Below are 15,320 nucleotides of genomic sequence, written 5' to 3'. Positions count from 1 at the left end.
CAGGAGTACCCCACAGTGAGCCAAGCAGGCCGTCCTGTAGTTCTGATCGCCGACAAGCTCGCCCAGTCGACCGTCGACGCACTCGGTGACGCCGTCGAGGTTCGCTGGGTCGACGGCCCCAACCGGCCCGAGCTACTCGCCGCCGTGCCCGAGGCCGACGCACTGCTGGTCCGTTCCGCGACCACCGTCGACGCCGAGGTGCTCGAGGCCGGCAAGAATCTGAAGATCGTCGCCCGCGCGGGCGTCGGCCTCGACAATGTCGATGTGCCGGCCGCCACCGAGCGGGGCGTCATGGTCGTCAACGCGCCCACCTCGAATATCCACACCGCCGCCGAACACGCTGTCACGCTGCTGCTTTCGGCCGCGCGCCAGATCCCGGCCGCCGATGCCACGCTGCGCGAGCGCACCTGGCAGCGCAGCAAGTTCAACGGTGTCGAGATCCTCGGCAAGACCGTCGGCGTCATCGGCCTGGGCCGCATCGGCCAGCTGTTCGCGCAGCGCCTCGCCGCCTTCGAGACCAAAATCATCGCGTACGACCCCTACACCTCGCCGGCCCGCGCCGCCCAGCTCGGCATCGAACTGATGTCCCTGGACGAGGTGCTCGCCGCCGCCGATTTCATCTCCATCCACCTGCCCAAGACCCCTGAGACCAAGGGCATGCTCAATGCCGAGACTCTCGCCAAGACCAAGAAGGGCGTCATCATCGTCAATGCCGCTCGTGGCGGTCTGATCGATGAGCAGGCCCTGGCCGATGCCATCAACTCCGGCCATGTGCGCGCCGCCGGTCTCGACGTGTTCGAGACCGAACCCTGCACGGACAGCCCGCTTTTCGCGCTGCCGCAGGTCGTGGTGACCCCGCACCTGGGTGCCTCCACCGCCGAGGCGCAGGACCGCGCGGGCACCGATGTCGCCAAGTCGGTCAAGCTGGCCCTCGCCGGTGAGTTCGTCCCCGGTGCCGTAAACGTCACCGGCGGAACGGTTTCCGACGAGGTCGCCCCGTGGCTGGAGATCGTTCGCAAGCAGGGCGCGCTGCTGGGTGCCCTCGCCTCCGAGCTGCCGGTCAGCCTGGAGGTCCAGGTCCGCGGTGAGCTGTCCGCGAGTGATGTTGCGGTGCTGGAGCTTTCGGCTCTGCGCGGCGTCTTCTCCGCCCTCATCGAGGATTCGGTGACCTTCGTCAACGCCCCGTCGCTGGCCAAGGATCGCGGCCTCGAGGCCACCGTCACCACGGTGTCGGAGAGCCCCACCCACCGCAGCCTCGTCGACCTGCGCGCCGTATTCGGCGACGGCAGCACCCTGAACGTGGCGGGCACCCTCACCGAGCCCGCGCTGGTGCAGAAGATCGTCAACATCAACGGCCGTAACTACGACATGCGTGCCGAGGGCCTCAACCTGGCCGTCCTCAACTACGAGGACAAGCCGGGCCAGCTCGGCCGCCTGGCCACCAAGCTCGGCGACGCGGGCATCGACATCCTCGCCGCCCAGCTGACCCAGGACCTCGACGTCGAGGGCGCCACCGTCATCCTCCGCGTCAACCAGGACGTCCCCGCCGACGTCCAGACCGCCATCGCCGAAGCCGTCGGCGCCGCTAAGGTCGCCCAGGTCAACCTCGACTGAGATCGCCGGGCAGTACTGCCTGAAAACAATTGCCGCCGAGCCTCTTCCATCAAATGGATAGAGGCTCGGCGCGTATCCGGCGCTAGCGCGCGCGGTCCCGGGCGTCGACCGCCTCCTTGGCCGTTCTCAGATCGGCCAGCGGATCGAGATCGCGGTATGCCTTGATCGCCTGAATGTTCTTGCCCTGACTCAGAAATTCGTCGACCACGCTGTAGTCGAAGGTCGTGCTCGGGTCGGAAATTCCGAGATGCTCGATGATCAGATCGAGCTTGCGTTCGAGGCGATCCAGCTTGTACTCGAGTCTGTTATTCGTCAACATGCCACGACGCTACATATCTCGGCCCGTCCCAGTCTGTGGGAGCGGTTCGCCCTGGTGACAGGGGTGTGGAGGGCGCCCGCTATGGTGGCCGTTGTTCACGGGCGCACTAATCCGATCGGAGCATTGTTTTCATGAAACTCGCTGTCATCCCGGGCGACGGAATCGGTCCCGAGGTCATCGCCGAAGCCCTCAAGGTGCTCGATGTGGTGGTCCCCGGTGTGGAGAAGACCGAATACGACCTGGGCGCCAAGCGGTTCCATGCGACCGGTGAGATCCTGCCGGACAATGTGATTCCGGAGCTGAAGCAGCATGACGCGATTCTGCTGGGCGCGATCGGTGATCCGTCGGTGCAGAGCGGGGTGCTCGAGCGCGGACTGCTGCTGCGTACCCGGTTCGAGCTCGATCACCATGTGAATCTGCGTCCGTCGCGGCTGTACGAGGGGGTCACCAGCCCGCTCGCCGGTAATCCGGATATCGACTTCGTGGTCGTGCGCGAGGGCACCGAGGGTCCGTACACCGGCACCGGTGGCGCGATCCGCGTCAACACCCCGCACGAGGTGGCGACCGAGGTCTCCACCAATACCCGTTTCGGTGTGGAGCGCGTGGTGCGCTACGCCTTCGAGAAGGCGCGCACCCGTCGCAAGCATCTGACCCTGGTGCACAAGAACAATGTGCTGGCGTTCGCCGGTTCGCTGTGGACCCGCACGGTCGCCGAGGTCGCCGCCGAGTACCCGGACATCGAAACCGCGTACCAGCACATCGACGCCGCGACCATTCATATGGTCACCGATCCGGGCCGCTTCGATGTGATCGTCACCGACAACCTGTTCGGCGATATCATCACCGATCTGGCCGCCGCCGTCTCCGGTGGTATCGGCCTGGCCGCCTCGGGCAATATCGATGCCTCCGGTACGAACCCGTCGATGTTCGAGCCCGTGCACGGCAGCGCCCCCGATATCGCGGGCCAGTCCAAGGCCGATCCGACCGCCGCGATCCTGTCGGTGTCGCTGCTGCTGAATCATCTCGGCAATGCCGAGGCCGCCGCCCGCATCGAGGCCGCCGTGGCCAAGGATCTGGCGTCGCGTACCGCCCCGGCCTCCACCGTCGAGGTCGGCGACCGGATCGCCGCCGCCGTCTGATCCGACGCGAACGTAGCACGGCCCCGCTCCCGGTTCTCGGGTGCGGGGCCGTTTCGGTTCCGTTGGGCTCTGGGCCCGAATTCCCGAGTCGCACAGGTGATTACCGGCGAGTAGGATCCGTTTCGCGGCGTTTCAACTGGGTTCGAATCGAAACCTGGTGGGGTAGTGAGACATATCGCATTCATGCATTCGGATGCGAAAACGTAACGGGCGCAGCTCTTCCGGGTTTGCCGGAGATCAGCACGGCCTACCCGAGATCATCGGGAAGCCCTGGGTACCAACGGGACTGCGACCGCCGCGACGACCGCCGCCAGCGCGTAGGTGACCGGAAATCCCGCCGCGGTGATCAACGCCCCGAACCCCGGAGCGACCGCCGCGATGGCCAGATTCTGCCCGGTGTTCTGAATACCCAGCCCGCGTCCGGACCAGTACGGTCCGGCGATCTCCGCGACCGCGGTGAAGGCCAGCCCATTGTCGGTGACGGTGATGACCGAGGCCGCGATGGCGATCGGAATCGCTGCCCACCACCACTGCGCCCAGGCCGCGAAGGCCAAGGCGGCCATGGCGATTGCCGCCGCGACGGCCACCGTGCGCAGCGGCGCCAACCGGCTCGCCACCCGGTCCGACCAGACGCCCGCGCCGATTCGTCCTCCCGCGCCCAGGATTTGGGTGATCGTCACCAGCACGCCGGCCGCCGCCAGCGACCAGCCGACATCGCGATGCAGCCACAGCAGTGCGAAGGTCCACAGCGTCGCCTGGGGGATACACAGCAGCACCGAGACGGCGTGAATGCGCCACAGGGTGGAATCGCCGCGATACGGATTCACGGGACGCGCTGTGTCCCCGGCGGATTCGGGCCGGGGCGGGTCGACAATGCCGAACAGACAGGCGATCGCGGCCGCGCCCGCCATCAGCGCGGGCACCAGGATGGCGGTCGAGAAGCCATGTGCCGCAGCGACGGCCGGAATACTCAGTGCGCCGATACCGACACCCAGCGGCTGCGCGGTTTGCCGAATTCCCATGGCCAGACCGCGTTTATCGGGCGGGAACCAGCCCACGATGACCCGTCCGCTGGCGCCGTTGGTACTCGCCGCGCCCATTCCGCCCAGGAACAGCAGCACTCCCAGCGCTACATAGTCGGTAACGGTGGCCGCGGCGACGCCGGCGATCAACATCAGCGCGGGACCGGCCACCAGCACCTTGTGCTCACCGATCCGGTCCACCACATAGCCCCACGCGATCAGCGTGCACACCAGTCCGATGGTGGGCATGGAGACCAGTAGACCGGCCGTGGCCAGCGACATTCCGCGCTCGGTCAGGGCGGGCAGCAGGAACGGGGTGCCGTGTACGAAGACCGCGCTGGAGCTCTGTGCGAAGACTCCGAGGGCCAGCATGCTCCACCGTCGGGCCGATCTGATCTGGGTCACGGTGGTCATGGCAGCACCTCGTATCTCACTATGTGGAACTCACGTCTTACTGTATGAAAATCGAAACCTACGGTACACCCGGTGCGGCCAACCATTTCCGGGGCAAGCTGTCGATTTGCTCACACCGGAAACCATGGTCCGCGTAGGATCATCGGGACATCGAGTTGTCTTGCGTACAAGGGCTTTCCACATTTCCGGCGACCCGATGCGGGCAGGCATGCCGCACCCCGTCACCGAGGTGTCCGCGCGACTGCCGGTCGCACCGCGCGATCGCGCCCGCGCCGGGTGGTCGGGCGCATTAGGGCAGGTGGAAGCCGGTCGATAGGATGCGAAACATGCGCCTAGGTCGAGTTGCCAGCCCAGATGGGGTCGCTTTCGTAAGCATCGAGGGAGACGGCGGCGACGCCGTCGCCCGCGAAATCGCCGAACACCCGTTCGGCACCCCGACGTTCACCGGCCGCAGCTGGCCGCTCGCGGATGTGCGCCTGCTGGCCCCGATTCTGGCCAGCAAGGTGATCTGTATCGGTAAGAACTACGCCGACCACGCCGCCGAAATGGGCGGTCCCGCGCCGGCCGACCCGGTCATCTTCATGAAGCCGAACACCTCCATCATCGGCCCGAATGTGCCGATTATGTTGCCGCCCAGCTCCTCTCAGGTGGATTACGAGGGCGAGCTGGCCATCGTCATCGGCCGCCCCTGCAAGGATGTGCCCGCCGCACAGGCGTATCAGGTGATCCTGGGCTACACCGTCGCCAATGACGTCACCGCGCGTGATCAACAGCGGCACGACGGTCAGTGGACCCGCGGCAAGGGCTATGACACCTTCTGCCCGCTCGGCCCGTGGATCGAGACCTCGCTGGACCCTTCGGATCTGGCGATCTCCACCGAACTCGACGGCGAACAGAAGCAGAGCAGCCGCACTTCACTTCTGCTGCACGATATTCCGAAGATGATCGAGTGGATCACCACCGTGATGACGCTGCTCCCCGGCGATGTCATCCTCACCGGCACCCCCGCGGGTGTGGGTCCGCTGCAAGCCGGTCAGAGCGTGTCGGTGACCGTCGAAGGCATCGGCACCCTCACCAATCCTGTTGCCGCCAAACGCTGATCGAGAGAGAGATATGACAGACGTTCGGGTCCGATTCTGCCCGTCCCCCACCGGCACACCGCATGTCGGCCTGGTCCGCACCGCGCTGTTCAACTGGGCCTACGCCCGCCACACCGGCGGCAAATTCGTCTTCCGTATCGAAGACACCGATGCCGCACGGGATTCCGAGGAGTCCTACCGGGCGATCCTGGACGCGCTGCGCTGGCTCGGCCTCACCTGGGACGAGGGCCCGGAGGTCGGCGGCGACTACGGCCCGTACCGGCAGTCGCAGCGCCGTGACATTCATCTCGATGTCGTGGCGCGGCTATTGGCGGCGGGGGAGGCCTACGAATCCTTCTCCACCCCAGAGGAAGTCGAGGCCCGGCACAAGGCCGCCGGCCGCGATCCCAAGCTCGGCTACGACAACTTCGACCGCGACCTGACGGACGAGCAGATCGCCGCCTACAAGGCCGAGGGCCGCCCCGCGGTGATCCGGCTGCGCATGCCCGACCGCGACCTCACCTGGGTCGACCTGGTGCGCGGTGAGACCACCTTCCGCGCCGGTGTGGTGCCGGACTTCGCGCTCACCCGCGGTAATGGCGATCCGCTCTATACGCTGGTCAATCCCGTCGACGACGCGATGATGAAGATCACCCACGTTTTGCGCGGCGAGGATCTTTTGTCTTCCACGCCCCGGCAGCTCGCGCTCTATGAGTCGATGATTCGTATCGGCGTCGCCGAGCGCACCCCGGAGTTCGGGCATCTGCCGTTCGTGATGGGGCAGGGGAACAAGAAGCTCTCCAAGCGGGATCCGGAGTCGAATCTCTTCCATCATCGCGATCGGGGCTTCATTCCCGAGGGTTTGCTGAATTATCTGGCACTGCTCGGCTGGAGCATCGCCGATGATCATGACGTCTTCTCCATGGCGGAGATGGTGGCGGCGTTCGATATATCGAAAGTTAATTCGAATCCGGCCCGTTTCGACCAGAAGAAGGCCGACGCCCTGAACGCCGAACATATTCGGTTGCTGGAGTCGGGTGATTTCGCTCACCGGCTCCGTGAGTACCTCACCGAACTCGGTCATATCGGTGCGGAGATCGACGAGAAGCTCTTCGCAACAGCCGCAGATTTGGTGCAGACCCGCATCGTGGTTCTGGGTGATGCATGGGGCCTCTTGAAGTTCTTGTTCGTTCCCGCCGAAGATTTCTCGATCGACCCGGCGGCGAAGGAAAAGAATCTCGGTTCCGACGCCGCTCCGGTATTGCAGGCGTCCGTGACGGCGCTGGATAGCATTTCGGAATGGACGGCGGCCGCGCTCGAGGCGGCGCTCAAGACGGCGCTCATCGACGAGTTGGGTCTCAAGCCGCGTAAGGCGTTCACGCCCGTGCGGGTGGCGGTCACCGGATCGCACATCAGTCCGCCGCTGTACGAGTCGATGGAGTTGCTGGGCCGTCAGATTTCCATGGACCGGTTGCGCAGCGCGTTGGCGGCGGTCCCGGCCTAATGGCGTTGGCGGCGGTGTCCGTCCGCTGACCAGGGTCGGAAAGTGGCCGAAAAGTGGCCTCTGACCAGCCGATTTGTATAACCCCGGTATCGGCCTGCTAATCTCTTCTCGGCTCGCAAAGCGGTCGAGAAGCCCCCCAGGGGGCAGGCCGAATGCCCGGGTCATTGGGGTATGGTGTAATTGGCAACACAGCTGTTTCTGGTACAGCCATTCTAGGTTCGAGTCCTGGTACCCCAGCCAAGAGAGCTTCACGGCTCTCTGAAATGTTGGAGATTCGGTGGTCTACCACCGAACAAGTCACCAGCAATCCTTGGTCCCGTCGTCTAGCGGCCTAGGACGCCGCCCTCTCAAGGCGGTAGCGCGGGTTCAAATCCCGTCGGGACTACAAAAAGTCAAGGCCCTCAGCCAATCGGCTGGGGGCCTTTGCTTTTCGTGGAGTTACTTCTCAATCCTGTTCGATGAGCGTGCTGCCGCCGAGCGGCATGGCGGGCAATCCCAGTTTGCGGTGATCCCAGCTGCGCACCCGCTCGGGCACGATCCGAATCGCGATGCGCTTGTTCAGCATCTGCTCCACGAACGGCTTCATCTCTTCGCTGTAGGGCCCGGTGTACCGCTCCCACACGCTGATTCCCACCTGGAACAGGGCGTCGGCGTCATCGACGATCTCCGCGCGGCCCTCGATGGAGACCCCGCGCAGCTGGTCGTAGGTGTCGCCGGCCTCGAGCAGTACGGTCACCCGCGGATCGCGGCGCAGGTTCACCGCCTTCTGCGATTTCGCCTTGGTCTCGAACCAGATTTCGCCGTTGATCAGCGCGTACCACATGGCGGTCAGGTGCGGGTTGCCCGTTGCGCCGAGGGTGGCGAGATTGGCGATTCGGCTGCGCCGCATGAAATCCGCGATCTCCTGCTCGGACATCGTGATCTGAGCGCGTTGATTAACTCCCATCAGCCGACTGTAATTTACGCCGTATGAGCCGGGTCACACCGGCTGTGAAGTGCGGGAACGCCGGGGCGCGGTGCGAACGCGGGGGAGTGGCAAGTGCGAATACCGCTGGGCGGGATGGGGGTACGCCGCAGCCGAGGGCGACCGGTCGGTACGCGTGGGGCGGGATGGGCCCGTGTGGCCCGAAAACACCGCCGCCCCCACCGGATTCCCGGCGGGGGCGTGAAAATGGCTGTGCGGGCCCGTCAGAGCCGTTTGTGCAGGGCGTCCGCGGCCGCCACGAGATCGGCGGCCCAGCGCGCACCCGGCCGCCGTCCCATCCGATCGATGGGTCCGGAGACCGAGACGGCCGCGATCACCGTGCCCCCCGTATCGCGTACGGGCGCGGACACACTCGCCACCCCCGCCGCCCGCTCGGCCGCACTCTGCGCCCAGCCCCGCCTGCGCACCTCGGCCAGCGCGCGCTCGCCGAATACGGCCTCCGGCAGCACGGTTCGCTGCAATTCCGGATCGGCCCAGGCCAGCAGTACTTTCGCGGCGGAGCCGGCGGTCATCGGCATGCGCGCGCCGACCGGTACGGTGTCCCGCAGTCCGGACGCGGGCTCCATCGAGGCGACGCAGACGCGCGCGTTTCCGTCCCGGCGGTAGAGCTGCACGCTCTCCCCGGTGATCTCGCGCAGGCGCGGCAGAATGCCGGCGGCGGCATCGAGCAGCGGATCGCTCGCGGTGGTAGCCAGCTCCGAGAGCGCGGGCCCCGGACGCCACAGGCCCTGGCTGTCGCGGGCCAGCATGCGATGCGTCTCGAGGCCCACGGCCAGGCGATGCGCGGTGGCGCGGGGCAGGCCGGTGCGGGTGCACAACTCATTGAGGCCGCAGGGTTGCTCGGCTACGGCGTGCAGGACCGCCATGGCTTTGTCCAGAACACCGATACCGCTATGCTGTCTCATAGAACGATATTAGCGTCTCGCATGTTGGGAATTGCAAATCCCGGCACCGGGTCCACCCGGACCGGCGAGGCTCTCCCCGCGTCAACAGCCCGGGCGCGGGGTATGTCCTATCGAGAGGTGATGGAGATATGGCCGAGCGGCCACGCACTCTGGCGGAGAAGGTCTGGGACCAGCACGTCGTCGTCCAAGGCGAAGGTGAAGGCGCGAACCGCGAGCCCGACCTCATCTACATCGATCTGCATCTGGTGCACGAGGTCACCAGCCCGCAGGCGTTCGACGGTCTGCGCGCGGCCGGTCGGCCGGTGCGCCGTCCGGATCTCACCATCGCGACCGAGGACCACAATGTCCCGACGATCGATATCGACAAGCCGATCGCCGATCCCATTTCCCGGTTGCAGGTCGACACCCTGCGCAAGAACTGCGAGGAATTCGGTATCCGCCTGCACCCCATGGGCGATCTCGATCAGGGCATCGTGCACGTGGTTGGTCCGCAGCTGGGTCTGACCCAGCCGGGCACCACCGTCGTCTGCGGTGATTCGCACACCTCCACGCACGGCGCGTTCGGCGCGCTCGCAATGGGTATCGGCACCAGCGAAGTGGAACACGTTCTGGCAACGCAGACTTTGTCGCTGCGCCCGTTCCGGACCATGGCCATCAATATCGACGGCACGCTGCCCGACGGCGTCACCTCCAAGGACGTCATCCTGGCGGTGATCGCGCAGATCGGCACCGGCGGCGGCCAGGGCTATGTGCTGGAGTACCGCGGCGAGGCCGTGCGCTCGATGTCCATGGAAGCCCGGATGACCATGTGCAACATGTCGATCGAGGCCGGTGCGCGGGCGGGAATGGTCGCGCCCGACGCGATCACCTACGAGTTCCTGAAGGGCCGTCCGCACGCTCCGGAGGGCGCGGATTGGGATGCGGCCGTTGCCGCCTGGGACGCGCTGAAGACCGATGAGGGCGCGACTTTCGACGCCGAGGTGCATATCGACGGCTCCGCGCTGACCCCCTTCGTGACCTGGGGTACCAACCCGGGACAGGGTCTGCCGCTGGGCGACTCGATCCCCGACCCGGAGCAGATCGTCGATGAGAACGAGCGTCAGGCGGCCGAAAAGGCCTTGCAATACATGGACCTGAAGCCGGGTACGCCATTGCGCGATGTCACCGTCGACACCGTTTTCGTCGGCTCATGCACCAATGGCCGTATCGAGGATTTGCGCGCTGTGGCCGATGTTCTGAAGGGCCGCAAGGTCGCCGAGAGCGTGCGCATGCTGATCGTTCCCGGTTCCATGCGGGTGCGGCTGCAGGCGGAAAACGAAGGGCTGGGCGAGATTTTCACCGCGGCGGGCGCGGAATGGCGGCAGGCGGGCTGCTCGATGTGCCTGGGAATGAACCCGGATCAGCTTTCGCCCGGTCAGCGTTGCGCCTCCACCTCGAACCGGAACTTCGAAGGGCGACAGGGCAAGGGCGGTCGTACGCACCTGGTCTCGCCGCTGGTCGCGGCGGCTACGGCGGTGCGCGGAACCCTGTCCTCACCGGCGGATCTCAACTGATTTCGGCTGTCCCAGCCCGTAATCCGCTGCTCTCACAGACATCAGGAGAATCACGATGGAAGCCTTCAAGGTCCACAAGGGGATCGGTGTTCCGTTCCGCCGATCCAACGTCGACACCGATCAGATCATCCCCGCCGTCTACCTGAAGCGCGTTACCCGAACGGGTTTCGAGGATGGACTCTTCGCGGCATGGCGAACGGATCCGAACTTCATTCTGAACGCCGAGCCCTACAACCGCGGCAGTGTGCTGGTCGCCGGTCCGGATTTCGGTACCGGTTCCTCACGCGAGCATGCGGTTTGGGCGCTGAAAGACTACGGGTTCCGCGTCGTGATCTCCTCGCGCTTCGCGGACATCTTTCGCGGAAACGCCGGTAAGGACGGGCTTCTGACGGCTCGGATGGCGCAGAGCGATGTGGAATTGCTCTGGAAGTTGCTCGAGGAACAGCCCGGTTTGGAATTGGCTACGGACCTCGAGGCGCGCACCGTCACGGCCGGAACGGTCGTGTTGCCGTTCGATATTGACGACTACACACGGTGGCGTCTGCTGGAAGGTCTGGACGACATCGGGCTGACTCTGCGGCACAGTGACCAGATCGGCCAGTTCGAAAACGCAAGGCCGACTTGGAAACCCACCACCATTCCGGCCCGTATTTCGCAGACGTAATCATTGGGGGGCGTTAGCTGAACGCCCCCAAACGAGGTAGCTGGTCGTGTGCCATCTCTCATCAAAATGGGTGTGGCAGATAGACTCTTGCTCAAAGAAGGTTTACCGTGGTACCTAGTCGGTCCGACGACGGGCCATTAGTCTGCGGAGGATTCAATGAACAAGGCGGAACTGATCGATGTTCTGACCGAGAAGTTGGGTACTGACAGGCGCACCGCTACTGCTGCAGTTGAGCAGATGGTAGATACGATCGTGCGTGCTGTGAACAAAGGTCAGAGCGTCACCATCACGGGATTCGGTGTCTTCGAACAGCGTAAGCGCGCAGCGCGCGTTGCTCGTAACCCGCGTACCGGTGAAACCGTCAAGGTGAAGCCGACTTCGGTGCCTGCCTTCCGTCCCGGTGCACAGTTCAAGGCGATCATCGCCGGCAAGCAGAAGATCACCGCGAGCGGCCCGGCCGTGAAACGTGGTGTGGCTGCTCCGGTGTCGGGTAAGCCGGCCGGTGCGAAGAAGGCTGCTGCCAAGAAGATCGCCAAGAAGGCCGCCACCAAGGCACCGGCCAAGACGACGGCCAAGAAGGCTGCCACCAAGGCTCCGGCCAAGAAGGCCACCGCCAAGAAGACGGCCACCAAGGCTGCCGCCAAGAAGACCCCGGCCAAGGCTGCGAAGAAGGCTCCGGCCAAGAAGGCTGCCGTCAAGGCCGCCGTGGTCAAGAAGGCCGCCGCCAAGAAGGCTCCGGCCAAGAAGACCGCCGCGAAGAAGACCGCGGCGAAGCGCACCGCCCGTCGCTGACGGGCTCGAACAGCCCGTCGCAGACGGGTTTTCGGCGCAGCATGACATGAAACGGCCCGGCATCCGCCGGGCCGTTTCGTTGTATTCGGCCCGTCAGAGGCCGGAAATGGTTCGGCCGCCGGGTAATTGCCGTAAATCTCTAGAGGCAAATCTTCCGGCGGCTCGAAATCCCCTAGCGCGGAATGTCGGTCGGGTTCAATGCCCGATCCAGATGATTGGCCGCGACCAGTCGACCCTGGTGCACCGAGAGCACCCAGACACTGCCCTTGCGGTTACGCGCGGCGGGCAGGGTGATGCCATCCTTGGCCGCCCACCACTCCAGCAGATCCGGAATCACCTTGCCCTGACTGCAGATCACCGGCACCGTGTGTTCGGAAACAAGATCGCGAATGCGTTTCCGCGCGGCGTCCGGCGTAGCGGCATAACCGGTTTCGGAGAACTGCGGCTCCAGTTCGATGTCCACGCCCAGGTTTTCGGCGAGCGGGGCCATGGTGTCCACACAACGCAGCGGTGGGGCGGAATGGATTTCGCTCGCACCGAAGGCGAGCAGATTGGGCACCAACGCGGCAGCCTGTGTGCGACCGGACTTTTCGAGAGGACGATCATCATCGTGACCCGAGAAACGGTCGCGCCGACCGGCTTTGGCGTGCCGCACCAGCAGCATGGTCGTCGTATCCGGCGGCAGCCGAAGGAAATTGCGCACGATATGGCGATCCATGGGGTAGGACAACGCATCCATCAGCCCGTCGACCCGATGCCACTGGAGCACATCGACTTCCGCGTTCTCCTCGAACGCGCCGTCGAGAACCTGTGCGGCCCAATAGTCCACGCGCTTGATCTTGCGATGCCCGGTCACCGGATAGGTGACGTGCCCGAGGTAGCGGCCGAGCCGGGAACGGATTCCGGTCTCCTCGGCCACTTCTCGCACCGCGGCGATCACCGGGGTCTCGCCGGGATCGAGTTTGCCCTTGGGCAGGGACCAGTCGTCGTACTTGAGTCGGTGTACGAGGGCGATTTCCACCGCCCCATCGGCCGCGTAACGCCACAGCACCGCCCCCGCGGCCGGAATGTTGGCGGTGACCCTGGGGTCGGGAAATTCGGCGGTGGGGGAATTCGTCGGTGTCACGGGCGATCCGGACGTCGCAGTCGCATGAGGTAGTCCTGATGGTCGCGGATTTCTTCACCGGCGACATCCGGATCGGGCTGGGCCACCCAGCTGCCGTCCGCTGCCAGCACCCAGCAGCGGGTGGTGGGGTCGAGCGCGGAGTCGAAGACCCCGCCCAACTGCTGGGCCAGCTTCGGATCCTTCACCTGCGCCAGCACTTCCACGCGCCGGTCCAGATTGCGGTGCATCATGTCGGCGCTGCCGATCCAGTATTGATCCTGGGCCTGGAAGTGCAGGACGCGCGAATGTTCCAGGTAGCGGCCGAGAATCGAGCGCACCTCGATGTTCTCGCTCATACCCGGGACACCCGGGCGCAGGCCGCAGATACCGCGTACGACGATCTGCACGGGAACCCCGGCTTGGGAGGCCCGGTACAGCGCGTCGATGATCTGCTCGTCGACCAGAGCGTTGGCCTTCAAGCGGATTCGCGCCGGTTCGCCCTGCGCGGCCAGCTCCACCTCGCGCTCGATGCGCTCCACAATTCCCTGCCGTACACCGCTGGGGGCGACGAGTAGGTTGCGGTAGCTCGCTTTTCGGGAGTATCCGGTGAGCGAGTTGAACAGGTCGGTCAGGTCCGCGCCGATCTCCGGTGCGGCAGTGAGCAATCCGACATCCTCGTACAGGCGCGCGGTCTTGGGATTGTAGTTACCGGTGCCGATATGGCAGTAGCGGCGGATGGTCGCGCCCTCGCGGCGCACCACCAGGCAGGTCTTGCAGTGTGTCTTCAGCCCGACCAGGCCGTAGACCACGTGCACGCCCGCTTGTTCCAGTGCGCGAGCCCATTTGATGTTGGCCTGCTCGTCGAAGCGGGCCTTGATCTCGACCAGCGCGACGACCTGCTTACCGGCCTCGGCGGCGTCGATGAGGGCATTCACGATGGGGGAGTCGCCGGAGGTGCGGTACAGCGTCTGCTTGATCGCGAGCACCTGCGGGTCGGCGGCGGCCTGTTCGATGAAGCGCTGCACGCTAGTGGAGAAGGAGTCGTAGGGGTGGTGCACCAGCACGTCGCCCTCGCGCAGGGCCGCGAAAACGTTTCGGGGCGTTTCCCGTTCGCCGAAGGCGGGCGGGGTGGCGGGCACGTACGGGGCGTCCTTGAGGTTGGGCCGGTCCACGCCGTACACCTGCCACAGGCAGGACAGGTCGAGCAGGCCGGGGACCTGGATGACATCGCCCGGATCCACATCCAGTTCGCGCAGTAGCAGATCCAGCATGTGCTCGGTCATATCGTCCGAGACCTCGAGGCGCACCGGGGAGCCGAAGCGGCGGCGGGCGAGCTCGCGCTCCAGGGCCTGCAGCAGGTCCTCGTCGCGATCCTCCTCGACCTCGAGATCGGCGTTACGGGTGATGCGGAACGAATGATGTTCCACCACTTCCATTCCCGGGAAGAGCTGATCCAGATGCGCGGCGATCAGTTCTTCCATCGGCAGGAAAGGTGCCAGGGTCGCGGACTGTGCCGCGCCGGATTCGCGCGGCGAACGGCGCACGCGCACAAAGCGATCCACATTGTCGGGCACCTTGACGCGCGCGAAGTGCTCGCCGCCGGTTACCGAATCCTTCACCGTCACAGCGAGGTTCAGGCTCAGCCCGCTGATGTATGGGAACGGGTGCGCGGGATCCACCGCGAGCGGGGTCAGCACCGGGAAGACCTGATCCTGGAAATACCCGGAGAGGCGCTGCTTTTCGCCGTCGTCCAGGTCCGCCCAGCGGGTGATGGCGATGTTCTCGGCGGTCAGCGCGGGCAGCACCTGGTCCAGGAAGGCCCGGGCGTGGCGGGCCGCCAGATCCTGGGTGCGGGCCGCGATCATCTCCAGCTGTTCGGTGGGGGAGAGTCCGTCGGCGGAGCGCACCGACAGTCCGGTCTCGGCGCGGCGCTTCAAACCGGCGACGCGGACCATATAGAACTCGTCGAGATTGGACGCGAAAATGGCCAGGAATTTAGCTCGTTCGAGAAGCGGCTGCGAGGTATCTTCCGCGAGCGCGAGTACCCGGGCATTGAAATCGAGCCAGCTGAGTTCTCGGTTCAGGTAGCGGTCGGCCGGCAAACGTGTGGCAGTCGCGGCCGTGGGCGGTGGGGTTGCCGCGGGCGGGGCCGCGGGTAGTAGCGGCGGTTGCTTGACGGTATCCGTATCGCTCACTCTCACGATCATTCCTTATGTCGTGTGCGG

At 65.4% G+C, this 15,320-nt stretch carries 13 protein-coding genes and 2 tRNA genes; 9 read left to right on the top strand and 6 right to left on the bottom strand.

The features are described from left to right. The first annotated feature begins 15 nt into the window (after positions 1-15). On the top strand, positions 16-1,614 hold the full coding sequence (gene serA / locus GFY24_RS27065) for a phosphoglycerate dehydrogenase (protein ID WP_309231383.1): 1,599 nt from the start codon (positions 16-18) through the stop codon (positions 1,612-1,614). Positions 1,615-1,696: 82 nt separating this feature from the next. Here the strand turns inward: serA and GFY24_RS27060 are convergent, their stop codons facing one another. Further along, on the bottom strand, positions 1,697-1,933 hold the full coding sequence (locus GFY24_RS27060) for a hypothetical protein (RefSeq protein ID WP_153807894.1): 237 nt from the start codon (positions 1,931-1,933) through the stop codon (positions 1,697-1,699). 131 nt (positions 1,934-2,064) lie between these two features. On the opposite strand from GFY24_RS27060, the gene GFY24_RS27055 reads away from it, so the two are divergent. Then, positions 2,065-3,072, top strand: a complete 1,008-nt coding sequence (locus GFY24_RS27055) for a 3-isopropylmalate dehydrogenase (RefSeq protein ID WP_153807893.1) — start codon at positions 2,065-2,067, stop codon at positions 3,070-3,072. 257 nt (positions 3,073-3,329) lie between these two features. Here the strand turns inward: GFY24_RS27055 and GFY24_RS27050 are convergent, their stop codons facing one another. Further along, positions 3,330-4,508, bottom strand: a complete 1,179-nt coding sequence (locus tag GFY24_RS27050) for an MFS transporter (RefSeq protein ID WP_153807892.1) — start codon at positions 4,506-4,508, stop codon at positions 3,330-3,332. Between the two features lie 326 nt (positions 4,509-4,834). On the opposite strand from GFY24_RS27050, the gene GFY24_RS27045 reads away from it, so the two are divergent. The 4 genes from GFY24_RS27045 (at position 4,835) to GFY24_RS27030 (ending at position 7,476) form a co-directional block, all read left to right on the top strand. Beyond that, a complete protein-coding gene (locus tag GFY24_RS27045; protein WP_153807891.1) occupies positions 4,835-5,608 on the top strand; it encodes a fumarylacetoacetate hydrolase family protein in 774 nt (257 codons plus the stop codon). A 13-nt stretch (positions 5,609-5,621) separates the two neighbouring features. Then, positions 5,622-7,091: a glutamate--tRNA ligase gene (gene gltX, locus GFY24_RS27040; RefSeq protein WP_153807890.1), complete on the top strand. Its 1,470-nt coding sequence runs from the start codon at positions 5,622-5,624 to the stop codon at positions 7,089-7,091. Positions 7,092-7,256: 165 nt separating this feature from the next. Beyond that, positions 7,257-7,331 (top strand) — tRNA-Gln (locus GFY24_RS27035). A 72-nt stretch (positions 7,332-7,403) separates the two neighbouring features. Further along, positions 7,404-7,476, top strand: a tRNA-Glu gene (locus GFY24_RS27030). Positions 7,477-7,536: 60 nt separating this feature from the next. Here GFY24_RS27030 and GFY24_RS27025 read toward each other — a convergent pair. Both GFY24_RS27025 and GFY24_RS27020 read right to left on the bottom strand, forming a co-directional pair. After that, positions 7,537-8,037: a PPOX class F420-dependent oxidoreductase gene (locus tag GFY24_RS27025; protein WP_153807889.1), complete on the bottom strand. Its 501-nt coding sequence runs from the start codon at positions 8,035-8,037 to the stop codon at positions 7,537-7,539. Between the two features lie 242 nt (positions 8,038-8,279). Next, the gene (locus GFY24_RS27020; protein ID WP_153807888.1) at positions 8,280-8,981 is read right to left on the bottom strand and encodes an IclR family transcriptional regulator; all 702 of its coding nucleotides are present in this window, start codon (positions 8,979-8,981) and stop codon (positions 8,280-8,282) included. A gap of 128 nt (positions 8,982-9,109) precedes the next feature. Here GFY24_RS27020 and leuC point away from each other — a divergent pair, with 128 nt between their 5' ends. From leuC to GFY24_RS27005, 3 genes are all read left to right on the top strand, one after another. Beyond that, positions 9,110-10,534: a 3-isopropylmalate dehydratase large subunit gene (gene leuC / locus GFY24_RS27015; RefSeq protein ID WP_153807887.1), complete on the top strand. Its 1,425-nt coding sequence runs from the start codon at positions 9,110-9,112 to the stop codon at positions 10,532-10,534. A 55-nt stretch (positions 10,535-10,589) separates the two neighbouring features. Then, the gene (gene leuD, locus GFY24_RS27010; RefSeq protein WP_153807886.1) at positions 10,590-11,198 is read left to right on the top strand and encodes a 3-isopropylmalate dehydratase small subunit; all 609 of its coding nucleotides are present in this window, start codon (positions 10,590-10,592) and stop codon (positions 11,196-11,198) included. A gap of 156 nt (positions 11,199-11,354) precedes the next feature. Then, on the top strand, positions 11,355-11,990 hold the full coding sequence (locus GFY24_RS27005; RefSeq protein ID WP_153807885.1) for an HU family DNA-binding protein: 636 nt from the start codon (positions 11,355-11,357) through the stop codon (positions 11,988-11,990). Positions 11,991-12,162: 172 nt separating this feature from the next. Here GFY24_RS27005 and GFY24_RS27000 read toward each other — a convergent pair whose 3' ends face one another. Together GFY24_RS27000 and GFY24_RS26995 are read right to left on the bottom strand one after the other, a co-directional pair. After that, positions 12,163-13,116 carry an NUDIX hydrolase gene (locus GFY24_RS27000; RefSeq protein ID WP_309231382.1) on the bottom strand — a complete coding sequence of 318 codons (954 nt, stop codon included), beginning with the start codon at positions 13,114-13,116 and terminating at the stop codon, positions 12,163-12,165. Then, positions 13,113-15,302, bottom strand: coding sequence for an RNA degradosome polyphosphate kinase (locus GFY24_RS26995; protein WP_153807884.1), 2,190 nt, complete (start codon positions 15,300-15,302; stop codon positions 13,113-13,115). The genes GFY24_RS27000 and GFY24_RS26995 overlap by 4 nt, the downstream gene beginning before the upstream one ends. Positions 15,303-15,320: the final 18 nt, after the last annotated feature.

The organism is Nocardia sp. SYP-A9097, from assembly GCF_009649815.1.
Classification (GTDB): Bacteria; Actinomycetota; Actinomycetes; order Mycobacteriales; family Mycobacteriaceae; genus Nocardia.
The sequence above is the reverse complement of the archived record's forward strand: the minus strand, read 5'-3'. Positions and strand labels throughout refer to the sequence as shown.

What these genes read in the sequence shown, in the direction of transcription:
- GFY24_RS27060 (WP_153807894.1), bottom strand. Translation starts at nt 1,933, where the DNA reads ATGTTGACGAATAACAGACTCGAGTACAAGCTGGATCGCCTCGAACGC.
- GFY24_RS26995 (WP_153807884.1), bottom strand. Translation starts at nt 15,302, where the DNA reads ATGATCGTGAGAGTGAGCGATACGGATACCGTCAAGCAACCGCCGCTA.
- GFY24_RS27055 (WP_153807893.1), top strand. Translation starts at nt 2,065, where the DNA reads ATGAAACTCGCTGTCATCCCGGGCGACGGAATCGGTCCCGAGGTCATC.
- leuC (WP_153807887.1), top strand. Translation starts at nt 9,110, where the DNA reads ATGGCCGAGCGGCCACGCACTCTGGCGGAGAAGGTCTGGGACCAGCAC.
- GFY24_RS27020 (WP_153807888.1), bottom strand. Translation starts at nt 8,981, where the DNA reads ATGAGACAGCATAGCGGTATCGGTGTTCTGGACAAAGCCATGGCGGTC.
- GFY24_RS27045 (WP_153807891.1), top strand. Translation starts at nt 4,835, where the DNA reads ATGCGCCTAGGTCGAGTTGCCAGCCCAGATGGGGTCGCTTTCGTAAGC.
- GFY24_RS27025 (WP_153807889.1), bottom strand. Translation starts at nt 8,037, where the DNA reads ATGGGAGTTAATCAACGCGCTCAGATCACGATGTCCGAGCAGGAGATC.
- leuD (WP_153807886.1), top strand. Translation starts at nt 10,590, where the DNA reads ATGGAAGCCTTCAAGGTCCACAAGGGGATCGGTGTTCCGTTCCGCCGA.
- GFY24_RS27005 (WP_153807885.1), top strand. Translation starts at nt 11,355, where the DNA reads ATGAACAAGGCGGAACTGATCGATGTTCTGACCGAGAAGTTGGGTACT.
- GFY24_RS27050 (WP_153807892.1), bottom strand. Translation starts at nt 4,508, where the DNA reads ATGACCACCGTGACCCAGATCAGATCGGCCCGACGGTGGAGCATGCTG.
- gltX (WP_153807890.1), top strand. Translation starts at nt 5,622, where the DNA reads ATGACAGACGTTCGGGTCCGATTCTGCCCGTCCCCCACCGGCACACCG.